Raw genomic sequence first — 22,009 nt, forward strand, 5'->3', positions numbered from 1 at the left:
AACGAGCAGTCACGCAGCGATGACTTAGCGGGTGCCAGCGTCTTTATACACATCACCCCGCTCTCTTTTTCCGATCGCAATGACAGTCACCACCAGCACTTCATCCACGACCCGATAAACCAATCGATATCCGGCACTGCGTAGCTTGATCTTGTACGCGTTTCCTAGACCGCTCAGACGGTCCGCCGGTACGTGTGGATTGACCAGTCGCTCTTGAAGCTTCTTTTTGAACTGCTCTCGAAGATTTACCCCCAGCTTCCTCCACTCCTTCCAGGCCTTTTCGGAAAATTCCAACTCATAGGTCATCAATCGAAACCTTTATCGTCGGATCGTTTTCTCGCTCTCTACAAAGGGCAACCAACTCCAGATCTTCTAACCGGTTCATCATCGCCTCGTATTCTTTGGCCGGGACGCAATAGAACGCGGGCTCGTTGCGGTTGAGGATCGCGACGGACGACCCTCCACCGGCTGCGACTGTACCCATCGGGTTTTTCTTGAGCTCCGAGATACTCGCTACTACATGCGAAAGCACGATATGCGGCATGAAAGTGTTCCTTAGAGTGCTATTAGAAGTGCTAAAAATAGCACTCGCAAGCAAATCTGACCTCACTACTTTGCCATAAGACCCCTTAATATCGATTGTTGAGAACGTGCAAAAGTTAGCACTTTGTGCAGTTTCCGAGAGTCCTATGGGGCAAGTCCTTAAGTCAGGTGAGGGAGCGTCTGAACTTCTGTAGGAAAATTCTCCAGAACGCGGCACTCGATCCACACAAGGCCCGGCAATGAATCACCCGCCCAGGCGATCCAGAAACACCCGCGTCACCCGCCGCTCTTCAACCGACATGACGGTCAACCGCCAGCCTTCCCACTCGTGGCTGTCACCGATCATCGGCAGCCGATCCAGCAGGCTCACCACCAAACCGGCCAGGGTTTGATAGTCGTCGGTCGGTTGTGCCGCAAACCCGGTCCGCTGATGCACCCGCGCCAGGTTCAATGCGCCGCTGACCACGAAACCGCCCTTCTCCTCGACCACGTCCGGGCCTTCGATTTCGCTGGCGTCGGGCAGCTCACCGGCTATCGATTCAAGAATGTCGGTCATGGTCAACACGCCGACGAAGTCACCGAACTCATTGACCACGAACGCGATGTGGGTCGAGGCCTTGCGCATCTGTTCCAGGGCATTGAGGATCGAATAGCTGTCCAGCAGGTTGATGGTCTGGCGCGCCAGGTGTGCAAGATCGGGCTGGTTGCCGCCCAGGTATTCCTTCAGCAGCTCCTTCTTGTGTACGAAGCCCAGTGGCTCATCCACCGCGCCGTCGCGAATCAGCGGCAGCCGTGAGTAGGACGAATGCATCAGCCTTGTACGAATCGCCTCGGCGTCTTCAGCCAGGTCGATGTGATCGACGTCGGCGCGTACGGTCATCAAGCTGCGGATCGGCCGCTCGGCCAGTTGCAGGACACCACTGATCATCACCCGCTCACGACGATCGAACAGCTGTTCGCCCGGGGCCTCACCGTTATCCAGCATGTCGGCAATGTCTTCACCGACCTCCTCCACCGCCAACTTGCGCCCGCCGAGCAGGCGCATCACCGCATGGGCGGTACGCTCACGCATCGGTCGCAAGCCCTGCATCGAGCGCTTGCGGCGTGCCCGGGCGATCTGGTTGAACACTTCGATCAGGATCGAGAAACCGATGGCCGCGTACAGATAACCTTTTGGAATGTGGAAGCCCAGGCCTTCGGCGGTCAGCGCAAAGCCGATCATCATCAGGAAGCCCAGGCACAGCATGATCACTGTGGGATGCGCGTTGACGAAGCGGGTCAACGGCTTGCTGGCGACGATCATCAGGCCAATGGAAATGATCACCGCCATCATCATCACAGCGAGCTCGTCGACCATGCCCACGGCGGTAATCACCGCATCGAGGGAGAACACCGCATCGAGCACCACGATTTGCGCCACGATGGGCCAGAACAGCGCGTAAGTCGTATTGGACGTGCGCTCGCCGACATGGCCTTCGAGCCGTTCATGCAGCTCCATGGTCGCCTTGAACAACAGGAACACACCGCCGAACAGCATGATCAGGTCACGCCCCGAGAAGCTCTTGTCGAACACTTCGAACAGCGGCTGGGTCAGGGTCACCAGCCAGGAAATACTCGCCAGCAGGCCCAGGCGCATCAACAAGGCCAGGGACAGCCCGATGATTCGCGCGCGGTCGCGCTGTTCGGGTGGCAATTTATCCGCCAGGATCGCGATGAACACCAGGTTGTCGATGCCCAGCACCAGCTCCAACACAATCAACGTCAACAAGCCCAGCCACGCGGTGGGGTCAGCTAACCATTCCATTTAAACGTCTCGATCTCTTCAGTGAATTCAGAATGCCGGGCACGGCAAGGCACGGCGCAGAGGCCGGGGAAGTGCAATGACAGGGAGATCGGGACGCCAGAAGACCGGATGTTTCGCGTGCATCAAGACCGCGCGTTCGCGCGAGGGGAAAGGATAACTGGGGGGCTCCGTAGAGGTGTTCATGCAAGTCCTGAAAAGGAAAAAGGACTTGAATCGTACAGGTGATACCGAGAATTCCTACAGCTTGAAATTATTTCAAGATCTGTAGCAACCTTGGAGTTGTGTTGTTCTGGAGGCGATGCTTTTCAACCATTCTTCACTCGCTCGATGTACCGTACCACCGCCGGAGACTTTTCGAACCGCCGATGAATCAACGCCAGCCATGACGATGCCTTGCAGTCGTTGATCTGGCGATAAACCACATTCGGCAAACTGACGTGGCCGACCACCGACTCCGGCACCACCGCCACGCCCTGTTCCAGGGAAACCAAGGCAATCACCGCCACCAGCCCACCGGGCTGAGCACCGAGTTTCGGTACGAAATGACCTTGGGAAGCGACTTGCAAGGTACCCACGACCTGTTCCGGGAGAATGAAGTTTTCATTCTGTAAATGCGCCGAATTGATCACTGGCAAACGGTTCAGCCACGAGTCGACCGGCAACGCCAACACAAAGCCTTCGTCGCTCAACTGCACAGCCTCGATGCCCTCGGGCAGGGCCAGCGGGCAACGGATATAGCCCAGGTCGAAGCGCCCTTCAAGGATCATGTTCGCCAGGCTGGCCATGGGGCTTTCCCGCACATTGAGGCTGACATCCGGGTACTCGGCGGCAAATCCCTGCACCTGTTTTTGCAGCAGCCCCGAATACACCGCCGACGCGACATAACCCAGTTCGATGTGGCCGATATCGCCACGCCCGGCGCGCTGGGCGTTTTGCTGGGCGTATTCGAATTGCCGCACCGTCGCCTCGGCTTCGATCAACAGTGCGGCGCCGGCTTCGGTCAAGCTGACTTCACGGGTCTGGCGCACGAACAGGCGCGTGCCCAGTTCGTTTTCCATGTCCTGGATCTGCCGAGTCAAGGTCGGCGGTGCGATGCCGAGTTGCTCGGCGGCGCGAGTGAAGTTGCCTTGCCGGGCAACAGCGAGGAAATAGCGGAAATGACGGATATCCATCGATGCATTAGCTCAAAGGTAATGAAGTGACGGTGCGCGCCTAACAAAGGCCGCGTCAGCCAGCGATAAGCTGCACTCAACCTCACAGTAGAGAACCCTGGCCATGTCCGTCAAACCCAAGGTGAGCCCGCGCCTGACCTTGCTCACTGCCTCTGCGGTGTGCTCGCTGATCGTGCTCGACACCAACATCGTCGCCGTTACCTTGCCCAGCATCGCCCGGGACCTGGGAGCGAATTTCGCCGACATCGAATGGGTGGTCAGCGCCTACATGCTGGCCTTCGCCGCGCTGTTGCTGCCCGCTGGCAGCCTGGCCGATCGCTTTGGCCGGCAGAAAATGCTGATGTGGGGGCTGGGCATTTTCATCCTTGCGTCGATTGGCTGTGGGGCGGCGCCGAATGCACTGTTTCTCGACATTGCCCGCGCCATCAAGGGCGTCGGTGCGGCGCTGCTGTTGACCTCAGCGCTCGCCTCCATCGGCCACACCTTCCACGATGAAGTCGAACGGGCCAAGGCCTGGGCATTCTGGGGCGGTTGCATGGGCGTGGCGATGACGGCGGCGCCGACCCTGGGCGGCTTGATCACCGAATACATTGGTTGGCGCTGGATCTTCTATCTCAACCTGCCTGTGGGGCTGGTGCTGATGGTTATGGTCTGGCGCGCGGTGCCGGAATCCCGCGACGCCCAGGCTGCGCGCCTCGATCCGTGGGGCAGCCTGGCCTTCAGCGCCAGCCTGTTGTGCCTGATCTGGGGCTTGATCGAAGCCAACCGGATCGGCTGGGACAACCCCGTCACCTACACCCGCCTCGTGGGCGGCGCCCTGTTGCTGGGGTTGTTCGTGGTGATCGAGCGCCTGCAACAGCGGCCGATGATCGACCTGCAACTGTTCCGTCACCCGCGTTTCATCGGTGCGTTGCTCGGCATGTTTTCCTACGCCGCGTGTGCCCAGGTGATGATGACCATGTTGCCGTTCTACCTGCAGAACGGGCTGGGTTTTACCGCCATTTCCGCCGGGCTGGGGATGCTGCCGTTTGCCGTGACCATGCTGATCTTTCCGCGCATTGGTGCACGCCTGGCGGGACGTGTGACGCCGGCAAACATGATGGCCATCGGGCTGACGCTGGTCGGTAGCGGTAACTTGCTCAGCGCCTGGGCGGTCAATAGTGGCGGTTACCTGCCCTTCGCCCTGGCGATTGCCGTGACCGGTGCCGGCGCGGGACTGCTCAATGGCGATACGCAGAAAAACATCATGGCCTGCGTGCCTAGGGAACGCACCGGCATGGCCTCGGGCATGAGTACGACGATGCGCTTCAGCGCGGTGATGCTGGCCATCGGCGTGTATGGCGCGTTGCTTTCGGGGCATAGCGAACGGTTGCTGCACGACAGTCTGGCGGCACAGGGCGGGCAATGGCTCGAACAGACCCAAGGCGTCGCTTCGCGGGTGGTGGCCGGTGACATGGCGGCGGCGCTGAGTCTGGTGCCGGAGGCCGCGCGGTCGTTGGTCGAGCCGCTGGCGAGAGAAGCGTTTGTGGGTGGTTTCAGTCTCTTGCTTTGGGTCGCGGGGTTGGCGGGATTGTTTGGTGCGTTGGTGGTGGGCTTGCTGATGCGTAACCCGATTCCAGTGCCCCGGACTGCACTGGTGCTTGAGTGACGCGTACCTGGCGATTTCAGCTTTGAACCTGAGGCCCTCATCGCCAGCAGGCTGGCTCCCACAGGGGAATCCGGCGTTTATGATTTCTGTGTCTCACCCGCATCACTGTGGGAGCCAGCCTGCTGGCGATTGGGCCAGCACAGGCAACACAGAACTCAGCCGGGAAGCAGCTCGTCGATATGCCGATATTCAGATTGCAATTGCGCCGCCAATACCTTGCTGCGTTCGAGACGAATCGGCCCGCGTTCGATGTCGATCACCAATGCAGGACAATCGAGCGTGGGCAACGACGGCCATTCTTTCAGACGGCCATCGGTCACCAGCAACAAGCGCTGCTGCTCCGCCGGAAAACGCTTTTGCCGCACGGCCAGCCAGCGCCCCGCTTCACCCAGCGCCGCCAGCAACGGCGTACCGCCACCGGCGCCCAGGCCATCGAGCCATTGGCGCAACCCCGTCGACGCTTTCAGCCCCTGCACCTGCCACTTCGGCTGTGCACCGCTGGCCGTCAGCAAGGCCACGCGCGCGCGCTGTCGGTAGGCGTCGTCGAACAATTGCGCCAGCAAACCCTTGGCATCACTCAAGGCTTGATGACGCCGGGTGGACGCCGAGGCATCGACAATCACCAGCCACAGTTCATGAGCCGAACGCGTGCGTTGCTGGAACAACACGTCCTGGCGCTGGCGCGGTCGACCGTTGAGCAGCGTGCCTGGCCAATTGATCGAGCCACCATCGGCCGCGTGACGTTTACCCTGTTTGCCGGAATCGAGTCGTCCGGCACGGGGTCTGGCATTCGCCCCCGCGTCAGATCGAGGGCGAATGCCTAGGGCTTTTTTGGCCAGCTCGGCACTTCACGCCGCGCGCCGACCGGCAGCGCTTGAGCGGGCATTTCGCCCCACTGGCCCTGGCCTTCGCTGGGGTTGGAATTCTGCCCGGACTGGGCCTGGTTCTGTTGTGGTGCAGGTGGCGTATGCTCTCGACGACGATGGCGCAGGGCAAACTCGGCGACCGCGTCGATATCCTCTACATCAATCGATGCAGCCCCGCACCACGCCGCATGCGCACGCGCCGCGCGCAACCAGACCAGATCGGCACGCAAGCCATCGACACCGGCGGCAAAGCAGCGCTCGGTAATCTGCGCCAGCGCTTCGTCGTCGAGGGGAATGCCCGCCAATGTGCTGCGGGCTTTTTCGCAGCGCTCACGCAACGACTGCTGCTGGCTCTCCCATTCGGCGCAGAATCGTTGCGGATCACTGTCGAAATCCAGGCGTCGACGGATGATCTGCCCGCGCTCGGTCGGGGCGGTGTGACCACCGAGGACGACGTTCAAGCCAAAGCGATCGAGCAATTGCGGGCGTAACTCGCCCTCTTCCGGGTTCATGGTGCCGATCAGCACGAACTTCGCCGAATGCCGATGGGAAATACCGTCGCGCTCAACCAGATTGGTGCCGCTGGCGGCCACGTCGAGCAGCAGGTCAACCAGGTGATCGGGCAGCAGATTGACCTCGTCGACATACAACACGCCGCCGTCAGCCTTGGCCAGCACACCCGGGGAAAATTGTGCGCGACCCTCACTCAGGGCCGCGTCGAGGTCGAGGGTGCCAACCAGGCGTTCTTCGGTGGCCCCCAGGGGCAAGGTGACGAACTGGCCGCTGGCCAACAGGTCCGCCAGGCCGCGGGCCAGGGTCGACTTGGCCATGCCGCGCGGGCCTTCGATCAATACGCCGCCGATCTTCGGGTCGATGGCGGTCAGGTACAGCGCGAGCTTCAGATCGTCGGCGCCGACCACGGCGGAAAGCGGGAAATGGGGGGTGTCGGTCATTGTTCAATCTCGGTCATGGTCGGTGGTGTTTATCAGCTCTCTTCTTCTATATCCAGCAACAGGTTTTCCAGTGCCTCGCGGTAATCCCCCGGCTCTTTCCACATCCCCCGCTGCTGCGCTTCGAGCATGCGCTCGGTCATGTCGCGCAGGGCATGAGGGTTATGCTCACGCACGAAATCCCGCGTACCCGGATCGAGCAAATAGGCATCCGCCAGCAGCGCGTACTGGTGATCGTCGATCAACTGCGTGGTGGCGTCGAAGGCGAACAGGTTGTCCACCGTCGCCGCCATTTCGAAGGCGCCTTTGTAGCCATGGCGCTTGACCCCGTCGATCCACTTCGGATTGGCCGCCCGGGAGCGGATGACCCGGTTCAGCTCTTCCTTCAGTGTGCGGATCTTCGGCAAGTCCGGCTGGCTGTGATCGCCGTGATAACTGGCCGCTGCCTCGCCACGCAGGCTTTCCACGGCGGCCAGCATGCCGCCCTGGAACTGGTAGTAGTCATTGGAGTCGAGCAGGTCGTGCTCGCGGTTGTCCTGGTTTTGCAGCACGGCTTGCATCTGGCCCAGGCGCTGGGAGAACTGCTCACGGGCTGCGGTGCCTTCGTCGGAACCGCCGTAGGCGTAGCCGCCCCAGTTCAGGTAGACCTCGGCCAGGTCCTCGCGGCTTTGCCACAGTCGACCGTCGATGGCGCCCTGCACGCCCGCGCCATAGGCGCCGGGTTTGGCGCCGAAAATGCGCCATCCGGCCTGTCGCCGGGCAGCGTCTTCATCCATCCCCGATTGCAGCAGCGCCTGACGTTCGGCGCGCACCTTGGCGGCCAGGGGATTGAGGTCGTCTGGCTCGTCCAGCTCGGCCACCGCTTGCACGGCGGCATCGAACAGCCGGATCAAGTTGGCAAAGGCATCGCGGAAGAAACCCGATACACGCAGGGTAACGTCCACCCGCGGTCGATCAAGCAAGCTCAACGGCAGGATTTCAAAGTCGTCTACCCGCTGACTGCCGGTGGCCCAGACCGGGCGCACGCCCATCAACGCCATGGCCTGGGCGATGTCGTCGCCGCCGGTGCGCATGGTCGCGGTGCCCCAGACCGACAGGCCGAGTTGACGCAAATGATCGCCATGGTCTTGCAGATGGCGTTCAAGAATCAGGTTGGCCGACTGGAAACCGATGCGCCACGCGGTGGTGGTTGGCAGGTTGCGCACGTCCACCGAATAGAAGTTGCGCCCGGTCGGCAGCACGTCGAGGCGACCGCGACTGGGTGCGCCGCTTGGGCCGGCAGGGATGAAACGGCCACTGAGGGCGTCGAGCAGGCCGCGCATTTCTGCGGGGCCGCAGGCGTCCAGTCGGGGGGCGACGACTTCGCGCAGATGGTCGAGGATGGCGTTCACGTCAGACCAACTCGCCTCCTGTGGGAGCGGGCTTGCTCGCGAAAGCGGTGTGTCAGATGAAATTGATGTGGCTGACACGCTGCTTTCGCGAGCAAGCCCGCTCCCACAGGAGATCAGCTGTGTGGCGAAAAGTTCGAGACGTTCGCGGGTGTCGCCGGTGGTGCGCCAGGGTTCCTCGCTTAGCGATAATAATGCGTTCGGGCGCGGTCCGCTCCATGGGTCGGCCAGCGCACAATCCAGCGGATCGAAGCCCAATTCGAACGCCTTGGCCAACGCCCGCAGCAGGCTCGACTGCGCACCACGACCATCGCCCCGTGGAATGCGCAGCAGCGCGAGCAAGGTATCGATGCGCAGCCGTCCCACCGGGGATTCGCCAAACACGTGCAAACCATCGCGGATCTGCGACTCTTTCAAGTCGCACAGGTAGGTGTCCAGGCGTGGCAGCCAGATCGCCGCATCGGCATCGCTGTCGAGTTTTTCGTCCAGCTGCAATTCGCGATCGATGTGCGTGTCGCGCACCAGTTGCAGGATATCGCGCTGCAATTCCCGGGCACGGCGCGGGTCGAGCAATTGCGCCTCGTAATACTCGTCGGCCAACAGTTCGAGGTTGCGCAGCGGACCGTAGGTTTCGGCGCGGGTCAGCGGTGGCATCAAGTGATCGATGATCACCGCTTGCGTGCGGCGCTTGGCCTGGGCGCCCTCGCCCGGATCGTTGACGATGAACGGATAGATGTTCGGCAGCGGCCCGAGCAGTGCATCCGGCCAGCAGTGTTCCGACAGCCCGACGCCCTTGCCCGGCAACCATTCCAGGTTGCCGTGCTTGCCGACGTGGATCACGCCGTGGGCGCCGTAGGTGTTGCGCAACCAGAAATAGAACGCCAGGTAGCCGTGGGGCGGCACCAGGTCCGGGTCGTGGTACACCGCACTCGGGTCGACCTGATAACCCCGCGCGGGCTGGATGCCGACGAATGTCAGGCCAAAACGCAACCCGGCGATCATCATTCGCCCGCCACGGCACATCGGATCGCTGTCCGGCGCACCCCAGCGGTCCAGCACGGCCTGGCGGTTGGCTTCGGGCAAGGCATTGAACATGCGCCAATAGTCGTCCATCGCCAGGCTTTGCTGGCACGGACGCTGGTCGAGGGTATCGAGGTCGTTGCTGACACCGCCGAGCAATTGCTGGATCAACGCGGTGCCGCTGCCTGGCAACTGCGCCGGTAGCGGATACCCTTCCCTGTGAAGCGCACGCAAGATGTTCAGCGCTGCGGCCGGGGTATCGAGGCCAACGCCATTGCCGATACGACCATCGCGGGTCGGGTAATTGGCCAGGATCAGCGCAATGCGTTTTTGCCCGTTGGGTACCCGCGCCAACTCGATCCAGCGCCGCGCCAGTTGCGCGACAAAGTCCATGCGTTCCGGCTGCGCGCGGTAGCAGACCACGTCGGACTGACTGCGCTCGCTGCGCCAGGCCAGGTCCTTGAAGCTGATCGGCCGGCTGATGATGCGCCCGTCCAGTTCGGGCAACGCAATGTGCATCGCCAGGTCTCGCGGGCCGAGGCCCTGTTCGCTGGCGCGCCAGCCCGGCTCGTTGTCCTGGGCACAAATGGCCTGGATCACCGGGATATTGCGGCGAAACGGTCGCAAGTGCGGTGCTTCAGGGCTCGATTGGGCGAAACCGGTAGTGTTCAAGATCACTGAGGCTGAAGTTTCATCCAGCCAGTCCTCGACCACGCAAAGGCAGCCAGGCTCTTTCAAACTGGCCAGCGCAATCGGCAACGGGTTCAACCCCGCCGCCTGCAGGCGCTGGCAGAAAACATCGATGAACGCGGTGTTCGCCGCCTGCAAATGCGAGCGGTAGAACAGCACCGCCGCCACCGGTTGACCGGCCTGCCAGTCGGCTTGCCAATCGCTCGGTTGCGCGGGGCTTTTTCGCGGGTGGTAAATCGCCGTTCGCGGCAGGGTTTGCGGTTCGGCCCAGGCGTAGCCGCGATCCAGCCAGCGATTGGCCAGACAGCGGAAAAAGTCGAGGGCATTGCCCATGCCGCCCTGGCGCAGAAATTGCCAAAGCCGGTCACGATCCTCAGAACCTACGGTGCTGAGGTCGCTGAGCTCCGGGTCCGGGCGGTCATCCCCTGGTACCAGAATCAGCTGCACGCCGCGCTGCGACAGCTCCACCAGCCGCTCGACGCCATAACGCCAATAGGCAATGCCGCCGTGCAGCGAAATCAGAATGACTTTGGCGTGGCGCAACACTTGGTCGACATACAGGTCGACCGACGCATGATTCTGCACCTGCATCGGATTGGCCAGGCGCACGCTCGGGTAGTCGTCGGGCAACTGCTGAGCCGCTTCGGCGAGCAGCGCCAGGCTGGAGTCGCCGCTGCACAGGATCACCAGCTCGGCGGGGGTTTGTCCAAGGTCGGCAATGTTGTCATCCGACACGAATCCGCCGGGCTGGGTCCTGAGCAGGTGCATGGGTTACACGCTGAGCGCGGCGCGCAATTGCGCTTCGAGCAAGGTGGCGTCCAGTGCCTGGCCGATCAATACCAGGCGCGTGGTACGTGCCTCTACAGCGCCCCACTGGCGGTCGAAATGCTTGTCGAACCGGGTGCCCACGCCCTGGATCAGCAGGCGCATAGGCTTGTTCGGGATCGCCGCGAAACCCTTGACGCGCAGGATGCTGTGCTCGACCACCAGTTGGGTCAACGCATCCATCAGCAGGCTTTCGTCGGCTTGCGGCAGTTCGATGGAGATGGAATCGAAGGCGTCGTGATCGTGGTCGTCATGATCATCGCCATCGTGGTGATGATCATGGTGGCTGTGACGGCTGTCGATGTGCTCTTCGGAGCCGGCGCCAAGGCCGATCAGCACGTCCAGCGGCAAGCGACCGCTGCTGGCTTCGATAACTTTCACCGCCGGCGGCAATTCCTCGGCGACTTCCAGGCGCACGCGAGCCAGGTCTTCCGGGCTGATCAGGTCGGCCTTGTTGAGGATCACCAGGTCAGCGCTGGACAGTTGGTCGGCGAACAGTTCGTGCAGCGGCGATTCGTGGTCCAGGTTCGGGTCGAGTTTGCGCTGGGCGTCGACCTGGTCCGGGAAGGCGGCGAAGGTGCCCGCCGCCACGGCCGGGCTGTCGACCACGGTGATCACCGCATCGACGGTGCAGGCACTGCGAATTTCCGGCCACTGGAAGGCTTGCACCAGCGGTTTTGGCAGGGCCAGGCCCGAGGTTTCGATCAGGATGTGGTCGAGATCGCCGCGACGGGCCACCAGTTCGCGCATTACCGGGAAGAACTCTTCCTGCACGGTGCAGCACAGGCAGCCGTTGGCCAGCTCATAGACCCGGCCGTTGGCTTCTTCTTCAGTGCAACCGATGGAGCACTGCTTGAGGATTTCGCCGTCGATGCCCAGTTCGCCGAACTCGTTGACGATCACCGCGATGCGGCGGCCCTGGGCGTTGTCGAGCATGTGCCGCAGCAAGGTGGTCTTGCCCGAGCCGAGGAAACCGGTGACGATGGTGACGGGGAGTTTGGCCAGTGTTTTCATCGGATGCCCTTTGGCAAGGTGGCGGGCATACGGGACGAGGACCGGCCACGCACAAGCGCGCCAGAAGCGTTCGCCACCGGATCACCCCGCCCGGTTGTAGTGAGAATCTGTATCGAGGCAGGTCTCCTGGCTGACGGTGTGCTGGCCTTCAAGCCTGGCATTCGCTGCGCCTTCCCGCGGGCTCGGACTTGAGCGTGCAGTGGCGTGGCAGCGAACATCACCGTTCACAGTTGCGGGGGCAGCCGCGGCATTGACCGCGTTCCCTTCTTAGCTTCGACAAATGCCGAAGAACCTCGAATGCGCAAGGCTACGCATGGTATTGGGGCGGGTCAATGTTCACATGAGATTGGCGGCGCCCCCTTCGCGAGCAAGCCCGCTCCCACATGGGAATGCGATCGCCTGTGGGAGAGAGCTTGCTCGCGATGGGGTCGACTCGGTCCCGAGTTGAGAACCCTTGCCAATTGACGCCCGCCCCTCGCCCATGCTCTCCTACGCACCTTGTTACGGGTGCCCTTCACAGGGTGAAACGGGAAACCGGTGAATCATGTGCTTTACTCAAGCCCATGTCAGTCCGGTGCTGCCCCCGCAACGGTAAGCGAGCGAAGCGTCAGATCCACTGTGCCAACGTGGCATGGGAAGGTGACGCTTGCAGGTCAAGGCTAACGCCTGCGCCCCTCGTGAGCCCGGAGACCGGCCCGCAACACAAAGTGACCAACACGATCACTGACTCAACAAACCCGCGGTGGGCGGGCGCTGTTCGGACTTCTGCGCGCTCGGTCGTGCGCCGTCCTGCCTGCGCTCTTATTCCCCGCTGACAGAACAGAGGGAAGCGCCATGTCGATCATCAGCAGCACCGGCCACAGCACCACCGCCAGCAGCACCACTACCCTGACTCAACGCCTGACCGCCGCCGTTTGCGCGTCGATCCTTGGCGCGTGCCTGGTGTATTTCGCCGGTTTCTCGCACATCGAAGCGGTGCACAACGCCGCTCACGATACCCGCCACAGCGCTGCGTTCCCGTGCCATTGAGACCTGCCGACATGATCAAGCGTATTGCGCAAACCGCAGGTTTCAGCGGGCTGCTGGCTGCCCTGCTGCTGACCCTGCTGCAGAGTTTCTGGGTTTCTCCGCTGATCTTGCAGGCCGAAACCTACGAGAAATCGGAACCTGCCGCCGTTGAAGTCCACGAACACGCCGCGGGCGTCGCTGCCCACAGCCACGACACCGAAGCCTGGGAGCCGGAGGACGGCTGGCAGCGCGTGCTGTCGACCACCGGCGGTAACCTGGTGGTGGCAGTCGGTTTCGCCCTGATGCTCGCCGGCCTCTATACCCTGCGCGCGCCGACCAAGACCTCCCAAGGCCTGCTCTGGGGCCTGGCCGGTTACGTTACCTTCGTGTTGGCGCCGACGCTCGGCCTGCCGCCCGAGTTGCCGGGCACCGCGGCGGCGGATCTGGCGCAACGGCAGATCTGGTGGATCGGCACGGCCGCCTCCACGGCTGTCGGCATCGCGCTGATCGTATTCAGCCGAAACTGGCTGATGAAGATCCTCGGCGTGGCGATCCTCGCCGTTCCGCACGTGATTGGCGCACCGCAACCGGAAGTGCATTCGATGCTCGCCCCAGAGGCCCTGGAAGCTCAGTTCAAGATCGCTTCGCAGTTGACCAACGTGGCGTTCTGGCTGGCCCTGGGCCTGATCAGTGCGTGGTTGTTCCGCCGCAAAAGCGACGGTCAATACCAAGCATGACTGAACTTGGCACAGCGCCGACCCTGGTGGTCGGCCTGGGCTGCCAGCGTGGCTGCCCCGTCAGCACGCTGCGGGCATTGCTCGACCAGGCATTGCAGGCGCACCAGATCGAACTGCATCAGATCAAGGCCCTGGCCAGCATCGACCAGAAGCGCGGCGAACCGGCCCTGAGCGAACTGGCCGAGCAGCTTGGGCTGCAGATGATGTATTTCAGCAGTGAACAACTGGCGGGCTATCACCCCCGACTCAGTCACCATTCGGACATCGCCTTTGAACGGACCGGGTGCTATGGCGTGGCAGAAAGCGCCGCCCTGGCGCTGGCCGAACAACTGGCCAACGCCCCGGCCAAATTGCTGATCCCGCGACAAAAATATGCCCAGGCCACCCTGGCATTGGCCGGCGCCGCGTAAAATCCCCGATAATCCACGCATTCGATCATGAGCAATCTTCATCTGAAGCCTTGCCCACCCCCTTTTTTCACAGGAACCGACGATGACCGTCTACTTCATTGGCGCAGGTCCCGGCGACCCCGAACTGATCACCGTCAAGGGCCAGCGGCTGATCCGCAGTTGCCCGGTGATCATCTACGCCGGCTCGCTGGTGCCCGCCGCAGTGTTGGAAGGACACCGCGCCGAACAGGTGGTCAACAGCGCCGAATTGCACCTGGAGCAGATCATCGAACTGATCAGCGCGGCCCATGCCAAGGGTCAGGACGTGGCTCGCGTGCATTCCGGTGATCCGAGCCTGTATGGTGCCATCGGCGAGCAGATTCGCCATTTGCGTGAACGGGATATTCCTTTCGAAATCATTCCCGGTGTCACCGCAACGGCAGCCTGCGCGGCGCTTCTGGGCGCAGAACTGACCTTGCCGGACGTGTCACAGAGCGTGATCCTGACACGCTATGCCGACAAGACCGTGATGCCCGCCGGAGAAGAACTGGCCAGCTTGGCGCAGCACGGGGCGACCATGGCGATTCATCTGGGGGTCAATCACCTGGCAAAAATCGTCGAGGAGCTGCTGCCGTTTTACGGCGCCGACTGCCCGATTGCGGTGATTCACCGGGCGACCTGGCCGGATCAGGATTGGGTGGTGGGGACGCTTGAAGATATTAACGGGAAGGTTGAAGCCAAGGGGTTTCGGCGTACGGCGTTGATTCTCGTGGGTCGGGTGTTGGGCAGTGAGCATTTCAGTGAGTCGTCGCTGTATCGTGCTGGACATGCGCATTTGTATCGGCCATAGGGCCTCTTCGCTGGCAAGCCAGCTCCTACAGATCTGGTGTTGACCGCGATAGGGCCAGTGGATTTCACCCATAAAAAAACGGCGCTCACGGGGCGCCGTTTTTTTATGCCGCAGCGAACACCTTAGTAGTAGGCGTTTTCTTTCTGCGTGTGGTCGGTCACGTCACGCACACCCTTGAGCTCGGGAATACGCTCGAGCAAGGTGCGCTCGATGCCTTCCTTCAAGGTCACGTCGGCCTGGCCGCAGCCCTGGCAACCGCCACCGAATTGCAGCACGGCGATGCCGTCTTCGACCACGTCGATCAGGCTGACCTGGCCGCCGTGGCTGGCCAACCCAGGGTTGATCTCGGTTTGCAGGTAGTAGTTGATGCGCTCGTTGACCGGGCTGTCGGCGTTGACCATCGGCACTTTGGCGTTCGGCGCCTTGATGGTCAGCTGGCCGCCCATGCGGTCGGTGGCGTAGTCGACTACTGCATCGTCCAGGAAAGCTTCGCTGAAATGGTCGATGTAGGCGGTGAAGCTTTTCAGCCCCAGCGCGGTGTCTTCGGGTTTTTCTTCGCCCGGCTTGCAGTAGGCAATGCAGGTTTCGGCGTACTGGGTGCCAGGCTGGGTGATGAAGACGCGAATGCAAATGCCCGGGGTGTTCTGCTTGGAGAGCAGATCAGCCAGGTAATCGTGGGCGGCGTCGGTGATGGTAATAGCGGTCATGGAAACTCCTCGCAGGCTTGGACGCAGTTTACGCCAATCATCGCCGCGGACAAAGTCCTAGTATTTTTGTCGGGAAAAGATGCGGAGCTTACCCCTGTGGGAGCGGGCTTGCTCGCGAAGGCGTCATGTCAGACAACATCAATGGTGACCGCTCCACCGCCTTCGCGAGCAAGCCCGCTCCCACAAGGGGTTCTAGAGGTTCTCGTAGCGATTCATGTCCAGCACGCCCTCTTCCACCGGTTCGGTTTCGTGGATATAGCGACTCAAATCATGGAAATACTGCCAGAACTGCGGGTGGCTGCGACGGATCCCCCAGCGCTCGACGATTTTCTCCAAACGATTGGCATCCTTGGCATTCTCCATCTCATCGACAAATTGTGGCACTTGATCGGCGGGGATATTGAACATGAAGTTCGGGTAACTGCTCAGAACCCCGGGGAAAATGGTCAGCGTGTCGAGCCCCGGCTGGTACCGTAGCGACTCACCGATCAGGAACGCCACATTACTGTGCGCGCGGTTGCGCAGCAGGCTGTAGACCACACGCTGACCGCTCGCGGTTTCGACCCGCAGCATGGTCGCTTCCGGCAGTAGATCGATGACCCTGAGCCCGGCCGCCGGCCGTGAGACCAGGCGGCTCAAGGCCTGCTCGGCGGCCTGCAGCGCTGGATCGATGTTGGGCCGCGAGCAATAGGCGCCTTCGCAGCGGTTGATCGGATCAGGCCTGGCATCCAGCTCGCCGTAGCGTGCCAGCAACTGCATGGCAAAGTCGCGCTTGGGGTCTTGTTCATTGAGTTTCAGCGCGGTCGGCGTGTCGTCGTCGATGGATTCATAGTCCAGCCACATCTTGAATCTCCCGCTGTTCTGGTACCAGTCGTCGAGGTACCCCTCCCGCGAGTCAGCCGGCATCAGGCGCAGGAAATTCTGCTCGGCGCCATTGCGGATCAGGTCGAAATACAGGCGCGTCTGGGCCTGGTGGGACACGTTGCCGAACACGTCGAAATTCACCGCCAACTGATAATAGGTGCGCTCCAGCAGCGGGAAATCGAACAGCCACATCGTCTGTGGCACGTCGCCGATCAGGCCCTTGGTCACCGCGGCGCTGTCGAAGTGGCGGAAAATGCTCAGCAGCGCGTTATCGTTGCCGGCCCACAGGCTCGACCAGCTTGGCGGCGGCAGATCGGCATAGCTGTCCCGGCGCAGGGCTTCGTATTCGTTGCGTTTGTCGCGGTAGTCGTGCCACAGGGTGAGGACGCTGCCAACGTCGTCGTTCTGCCCTGGCATCGCCAGCAACGGCGTGGCCTGGCCGCGATAGTTCGGGTCGGTGATGTAGAGGTCGTGTTCCGGCGCCTGGAACAGCGCCCAGAAGTTGTCGCGGATCACGTCCGTGGCGATCTGCCCCCGGCAGACCGGGCCGCGAATGAAGGTGCGGACGAAATACTCGGCGTTATCGAGCATGAACTGATAACGCGCCTGGGCCGGGATCGCTTCGAAGGTGGAAAAGGGGTTGGCCCGGCGTTCCGGGCCGTAACCCGGCAAGGCATTGACCTGCCAGTTGCCGTTATAGAAGAGGCTTTTGACCCGTGCCAGCTTCGCCGCACTCAGCGGATAGGTGATGTGCGTCTTGTGCACGATCACGCCCTGCACCGGCCACAAGCGGTAATACACCTGGGTGCCGGGGTCGTCGTTCGGCCGACGGGTATTGATCAGGTCGATGGGCTGGCCGGTGGGCGTGCGCGAACGCACCCACTGGAAGAAATGCCCCGGCTCGCCATCCTTGAAATAGATGTGCGCGAGAAACCAGTGCTCGAACAACCAACGCCCTACCAGGCTCTGCCGCGCGCCCGGTGCATTGAGCAGGTTTTCCCACTGCACCACCTGCAACGCTTCTTTCGCGCTCGGCACCAGGGCCTGTTCATCGATCGGCGCACCGGAAGCCAGCCAGCGTTGCAGCGTCTGGTATTGCTGATCAGTCAGGCCGGTGACCGCCAGGGGCATGCCTTCCTTGGGGTGAGCGCTGGCATATCCGTCGAACTCGCCCGGCAAGGCGCACATGTTCTCGCGATTGAGACCCAGGACGATGTCCGCAGGCAATTTGGCATTGGGTTGCAACGCATTGCTGTGCCCCAGTTCCAGCATGCGCGCCATCAATGCGGCCTGGCTGCCCTGGGCGTCGAGCACCGAATAGAAGCCTTTCTGTTGCCAGGCGCGCTTGCCGAATGCGTCAAAGAACAGCCGGCTCGGCGCGACCGCGTGGCTGCGATCACCGTCATACACCGGGACTTTCGTCGCGCCACGGGCCGCGCCCTCCCCGCTGCCCAGGTTGAGCTGACAGGCGGCGTCGTTACAGGCGTGGCAGGCCACGCACTTTTCAGTGAAGATCGGCTGGATGTCGCGACTGTAGGAAATGCCGGCGGATAGCGCCGGGTCTTGCGCAACCGCGCCCCAGCTTAATAGCAGCAATACACTGCTGATGACGACGCGATACGACATGTCCCTGGTCCCGATCCTTTAGAAAACGCCGCGATTCTACCGGGCTGGCCGCCACACCAACATGAGCGATATTCATGGAAAACCCGGACATGCTCTAAAAGCGCACAGGTTTGCTATTATCCCGGCCCTTCGTCATGGTCTTTCCGAGTAGTCCCAATGTCCGATCGCAGCGTTCGCCTCCAAGCCCTCAAGCACGCCCTCAAAGAGCGCATCCTGATTCTCGATGGCGGCATGGGCACGATGATCCAGAGCTACAAGCTCGAAGAGCAGGATTATCGTGGCAAACGCTTCGCCGACTGGCCGAGCGATGTCAAAGGCAACAACGACCTGTTGGTGCTCACCCGCCCGGACGTGATTGGTGGCATCGAGAAAGCCTACCTGGATGCCGGTGCCGACATTCTGGAAACCAACACCTTCAACGCCACCCGGATTTCCATGGCCGATTACGGCATGGAAGAACTGGCCTACGAATTGAACGTAGAAGGCGCTCGCCTGGCGCGCAAGATCGCCGATGCGAAAACCCTAGAGAACCCGGACAAGCCGCGTTTCGTCGCCGGCGTGCTCGGTCCTACCAGCCGCACCTGCTCGCTGTCGCCGGACGTGAACAACCCCGGCTATCGCAACGTGACCTTCGATGAACTGGTGGAAAACTACACCGAAGCCACCAAGGGCCTGATCGAAGGCGGCGCCGACCTGATCCTGATCGAAACCATCTTCGACACCCTCAACGCCAAGGCCGCGATCTTCGCCGTACAGGGCGTGTTCGAAGAACTGGGCATCGAGCTGCCGATCATGATTTCCGGCACCATCACCGATGCCTCCGGCCGTACGCTGTCCGGCCAGACCACCGAAGCCTTCTGGAACTCCGTGGCCCACGCCAAGCCGATTTCGGTAGGCCTGAACTGCGCACTGGGTGCCAGCGAGTTGCGCCCGTACCTGGAAGAGCTGTCGAACAAGGCCAACACCCACGTTTCCGCGCACCCGAACGCCGGCCTGCCCAACGAGTTCGGCGAGTACGACGAACTGCCGGCGCAAACCGCCAAGGTCATCGAAGAGTTCGCCCAAAGTGGCTTCCTCAACATCGTCGGCGGCTGCTGCGGCACCACGCCGGGCCACATCGAAGCCATCGCCAAGGCCGTGGCCGGTTATGCGCCGCGGCAGATTCCGGAAATCCCCAAGGCTTGTCGCCTGTCGGGCCTGGAGCCGTTCACCATCGATCGCAACTCGCTGTTCGTCAACGTCGGCGAGCGCACCAACATCACCGGCTCCGCCAAGTTTGCCCGGCTGATCCGTGAGGACAACTACACCGAAGCCCTGGAAGTCGCCCTGCAGCAGGTCGAGGCCGGCGCCCAGATCATCGACATCAACATGGACGAGGGGATGCTCGATTCGAAGAAGGCCATGGTGACCTTCCTCAATCTGATTGCCGGTGAACCGGACATCTCCCGCGTACCGATCATGATCGACTCTTCGAAGTGGGAAGTGATCGAAGCCGGCCTCAAGTGCATCCAGGGCAAGGGCATCGTCAACTCGATCAGCATGAAGGAAGGCGTCGAGCAGTTCATCCATCACGCCAAGCTGTGCAAGCGTTACGGCGCCGCCGTGGTGGTGATGGCTTTCGACGAAGCCGGCCAGGCCGACACCGAAGCACGCAAGAAAGAGATCTGCAAACGCTCCTACGACATTCTGGTCAACGATGTCGGCTTCCCACCGGAAGACATCATCTTCGACCCGAACATCTTTGCCGTGGCCACCGGCATCGAAGAACACAACAACTACGCCGTGGACTTCATCAACGCCTGTGCCTACATCCGCGACGAGCTGCCCTATGCCCTGACGTCGGGCGGCGTGTCCAACGTGTCGTTCTCGTTCCGCGGCAACAACCCGGTGCGCGAGGCGATCCACTCGGTGTTCCTGCTGTACGCGATCCGCGCCGGCCTGACCATGGGTATCGTCAACGCCGGGCAACTGGAGATCTACGACCAGATCCCGGTGGAACTGCGCGACGCCGTCGAAGACGTGATCCTCAACCGCACCCCGGAAGGCACCGATGCCCTCCTCGCCATCGCCGACAAATACAAGGGCGACGGCAGCGTCAAGGAAGCCGAGACCGAAGAGTGGCGCAACTGGGACGTCAACAAGCGCCTGGAGCATGCCTTGGTCAAAGGCATTACCACGCACATCGTCGAAGACACCGAAGAGTCGCGCCAGTCGTTCGCCCGCCCGATCGAAGTGATCGAAGGCCCGCTGATGTCCGGCATGAACATCGTTGGCGACCTGTTCGGCGCCGGCAAGATGTTCCTGCCGCAGGTGGTGAAATCCGCCCGGGTGATGAAACAGGCCGTGGCCCACCTGATCCCGTTCATCGAGGCGGAAAAAGGCGACAAGCCGGAAGCCAAGGGCAAGATCCTCATGGCCACGGTCAAGGGCGACGTGCACGACATCGGCAAGAACATCGTCGGCGTGGTGCTCGGTTGCAACGGCTACGACATCGTCGACCTCGGCGTGATGGTGCCAGCGGAGAAGATCCTGCAGGTGGCCAAGGAACAGAAGTGCGACATCATCGGCCTGTCCGGCCTGATCACCCCTTCGCTGGACGAGATGGTCCACGTGGCTCGCGAGATGCAGCGCCAGGACTTCCACCTGCCGTTGATGATCGGTGGCGCCACCACCTCCAAGGCGCACACGGCGGTGAAGATCGAGCCCAAGTACAGCAACGACGCGGTGGTGTATGTCACTGACGCCTCCCGTGCTGTCGGCGTGGCGACCCAGTTGCTATCCAAGGAACTCAAGGCCGGTTTCGTCGAGAAAACCCGCGAGGAATACATCGAAGTCCGCGAGCGCACCGCCAACCGCAGCGCCCGCACCGAACGCCTGAGCTACGCCGCCGCCATTGCGAAAAAACCGCAGTTCGACTGGAGCACCTACGAGCCTGTCAAGCCGACGTTCACCGGCGCCAAAGTGCTCGATAATATCGACCTGAAAGTGCTCGCCGAATACATCGACTGGACGCCGTTTTTCATCTCCTGGGACCTGGCCGGGAAATTCCCGCGCATCCTCGAAGACGAAGTGGTCGGTGAAGCCGCCACCGCGCTGTACGCCGACGCCCAGGAAATGCTCGCCAAGTTGATCGACGAAAAACTCATCAGCGCCCGCGCGGTGTTCGGCTTCTGGCCGGCCAACCAGGTGCGCGACGATGACATCGAAGTCTACGGCGATGACGGCAAGCCATTGGCCAAGCTGCATCACCTGCGCCAGCAGATCATCAAGACCGACGGCAAGCCGAACTTCTCCCTCGCCGACTTCGTCGCGCCCAAGGACAGCGAAGTCACCGACTACGTGGGTGGCTTCATCACCACCGCCGGGATCGGCGCTGAAGAAGTGGCCAAGGCATACCAGGACGCTGGCGACGACTACAACTCGATCATGGTCAAGGCCCTGGCCGACCGCCTCGCCGAGGCCTGCGCCGAGTGGCTGCACCAGCAGGTGCGTAAGGAACACTGGGGCTACGCCAAGGACGAGACGCTCGACAACGAGGCGTTGATCAAGGAGCAATACAGCGGCATCCGCCCTGCTCCAGGCTATCCGGCCTGCCCGGATCACACCGAGAAAAGCACGCTGTTCGCGTTGCTCGACCCAGAGGCGAGCGAAATGAAGGCCGGCCGCAGCGGCGTGTTCCTCACCGAGCACTACGCGATGTTCCCAGCGGCTGCCGTCAGTGGTTGGTACTTCGCTCACCCACAGGCGCAGTATTTCGCCGTGGGCAAGATCGACAAGGATCAGGTGCAGAGCTACACCTCGCGCAAAGGCCAGGAGTTGAGCGTGACCGAGCGCTGGCTGGCGCCGAACCTTGGTTATGACAACTGATTGATTTGCAGCCTTGGGCTCTGGAGGCGGACCTGCGCCGA

The 22,009-nt window shown here is 61.9% G+C and carries 16 protein-coding genes and 2 riboswitches; of the genes, 6 read left to right on the forward strand and 10 right to left on the reverse strand.

Annotated features, from left to right (window positions below; all coding sequences use genetic code 11):
- Nucleotides 1–24: 24 nt before the first annotated feature.
- The 4 genes from SOP85_RS03560 to SOP85_RS03575 all read right to left on the reverse strand — a co-directional run bounded on the left by SOP85_RS03560 (nt 25) and on the right by SOP85_RS03575 (nt 3,519).
- Nucleotides 25–306, reverse strand: a complete 282-nt coding sequence (locus SOP85_RS03560; RefSeq protein ID WP_274075949.1) for a type II toxin-antitoxin system RelE family toxin — start codon at nt 304–306, stop codon at nt 25–27.
- Complete coding sequence (locus tag SOP85_RS03565) at nt 296–544, reverse strand: type II toxin-antitoxin system Phd/YefM family antitoxin (RefSeq protein WP_274075948.1); 249 nt, start codon at nt 542–544, stop codon at nt 296–298. Before SOP85_RS03565 ends, SOP85_RS03560 begins: the two co-directional genes overlap by 11 nt.
- Nucleotides 545–787: 243 nt before the next feature.
- The gene (locus SOP85_RS03570; protein WP_323626084.1) at nt 788–2,347 is read right to left on the reverse strand and encodes a TerC family protein; all 1,560 of its coding nucleotides are present in this window, start codon (nt 2,345–2,347) and stop codon (nt 788–790) included.
- A gap of 305 nt (nt 2,348–2,652) precedes the next feature.
- Nucleotides 2,653–3,519, reverse strand: coding sequence for a LysR family transcriptional regulator (locus tag SOP85_RS03575; protein WP_274075946.1), 867 nt, complete (start codon nt 3,517–3,519; stop codon nt 2,653–2,655).
- A gap of 103 nt (nt 3,520–3,622) precedes the next feature.
- On the opposite strand from SOP85_RS03575, the gene SOP85_RS03580 reads away from it, so the two are divergent.
- The gene (locus tag SOP85_RS03580; protein ID WP_323626085.1) at nt 3,623–5,167 is read left to right on the forward strand and encodes an MFS transporter; all 1,545 of its coding nucleotides are present in this window, start codon (nt 3,623–3,625) and stop codon (nt 5,165–5,167) included.
- Between the two features lie 155 nt (nt 5,168–5,322).
- On the opposite strand, the gene SOP85_RS03585 is transcribed toward SOP85_RS03580, so the two are convergent.
- The 4 genes from SOP85_RS03585 to cobW all read right to left on the reverse strand — a co-directional run bounded on the left by SOP85_RS03585 (nt 5,323) and on the right by cobW (nt 11,920).
- A complete protein-coding gene (locus tag SOP85_RS03585; protein ID WP_323626145.1) occupies nt 5,323–5,868 on the reverse strand; it encodes a vWA domain-containing protein in 546 nt (181 codons plus the stop codon).
- 119 nt (nt 5,869–5,987) lie between these two features.
- On the reverse strand, nt 5,988–6,986 hold the full coding sequence (locus tag SOP85_RS03590) for an ATP-binding protein (RefSeq protein WP_323626086.1): 999 nt from the start codon (nt 6,984–6,986) through the stop codon (nt 5,988–5,990).
- 32 nt (nt 6,987–7,018) lie between these two features.
- On the reverse strand, nt 7,019–10,849 hold the full coding sequence (cobN, locus tag SOP85_RS03595; RefSeq protein WP_323626087.1) for a cobaltochelatase subunit CobN: 3,831 nt from the start codon (nt 10,847–10,849) through the stop codon (nt 7,019–7,021).
- Nucleotides 10,850–10,852: 3 nt separating this feature from the next.
- Entirely contained in the window at nt 10,853–11,920 is a 1,068-nt protein-coding gene (gene cobW / locus SOP85_RS03600; RefSeq protein WP_323626088.1) for a cobalamin biosynthesis protein CobW, read from the reverse strand.
- A 99-nt stretch (nt 11,921–12,019) separates the two neighbouring features.
- A riboswitch (cobalamin riboswitch) is annotated at nt 12,020–12,231 on the reverse strand.
- Between the two features lie 177 nt (nt 12,232–12,408).
- Nucleotides 12,409–12,633, forward strand: a riboswitch (cobalamin riboswitch).
- A gap of 121 nt (nt 12,634–12,754) precedes the next feature.
- Here cobW and SOP85_RS03605 point away from each other — a divergent pair.
- The 4 genes from SOP85_RS03605 (at nt 12,755) to cobM (ending at nt 14,904) form a co-directional block, all read left to right on the forward strand.
- Complete coding sequence (locus SOP85_RS03605; protein ID WP_323626089.1) at nt 12,755–12,949, forward strand: CbtB domain-containing protein; 195 nt, start codon at nt 12,755–12,757, stop codon at nt 12,947–12,949.
- Nucleotides 12,950–12,960: 11 nt separating this feature from the next.
- Nucleotides 12,961–13,665, forward strand: coding sequence for a CbtA family protein (locus tag SOP85_RS03610; protein WP_323626090.1), 705 nt, complete (start codon nt 12,961–12,963; stop codon nt 13,663–13,665).
- Nucleotides 13,662–14,075 carry a cobalamin biosynthesis protein gene (locus tag SOP85_RS03615; RefSeq protein ID WP_274075939.1) on the forward strand — a complete coding sequence of 138 codons (414 nt, stop codon included), beginning with the start codon at nt 13,662–13,664 and terminating at the stop codon, nt 14,073–14,075. The genes SOP85_RS03610 and SOP85_RS03615 overlap by 4 nt, the downstream gene beginning before the upstream one ends.
- 82 nt (nt 14,076–14,157) lie before the next feature.
- Complete coding sequence (gene cobM / locus SOP85_RS03620) at nt 14,158–14,904, forward strand: precorrin-4 C(11)-methyltransferase (protein ID WP_274075938.1); 747 nt, start codon at nt 14,158–14,160, stop codon at nt 14,902–14,904.
- 122 nt (nt 14,905–15,026) lie between these two features.
- Here cobM and nfuA read toward each other — a convergent pair whose 3' ends face one another.
- Together nfuA and SOP85_RS03630 are read right to left on the reverse strand one after the other, a co-directional pair.
- A complete protein-coding gene (gene nfuA, locus SOP85_RS03625; RefSeq protein ID WP_323626091.1) occupies nt 15,027–15,611 on the reverse strand; it encodes a Fe-S biogenesis protein NfuA in 585 nt (194 codons plus the stop codon).
- A gap of 192 nt (nt 15,612–15,803) precedes the next feature.
- On the reverse strand, nt 15,804–18,101 hold the full coding sequence (locus tag SOP85_RS03630) for a fatty acid cis/trans isomerase (protein WP_323626092.1): 2,298 nt from the start codon (nt 18,099–18,101) through the stop codon (nt 15,804–15,806).
- A gap of 156 nt (nt 18,102–18,257) precedes the next feature.
- Between SOP85_RS03630 and metH the strand changes: the two genes are divergently transcribed.
- A complete protein-coding gene (metH, locus tag SOP85_RS03635) occupies nt 18,258–21,968 on the forward strand; it encodes a methionine synthase (protein WP_323626094.1) in 3,711 nt (1,236 codons plus the stop codon).
- The last annotated feature ends 41 nt before the right edge of the window (nt 21,969–22,009 follow it).

Source organism: Pseudomonas sp. YuFO20, assembly GCF_035064975.1.
Lineage (GTDB): Bacteria > Pseudomonadota > Gammaproteobacteria > Pseudomonadales > Pseudomonadaceae > Aquipseudomonas > Aquipseudomonas putida_AE.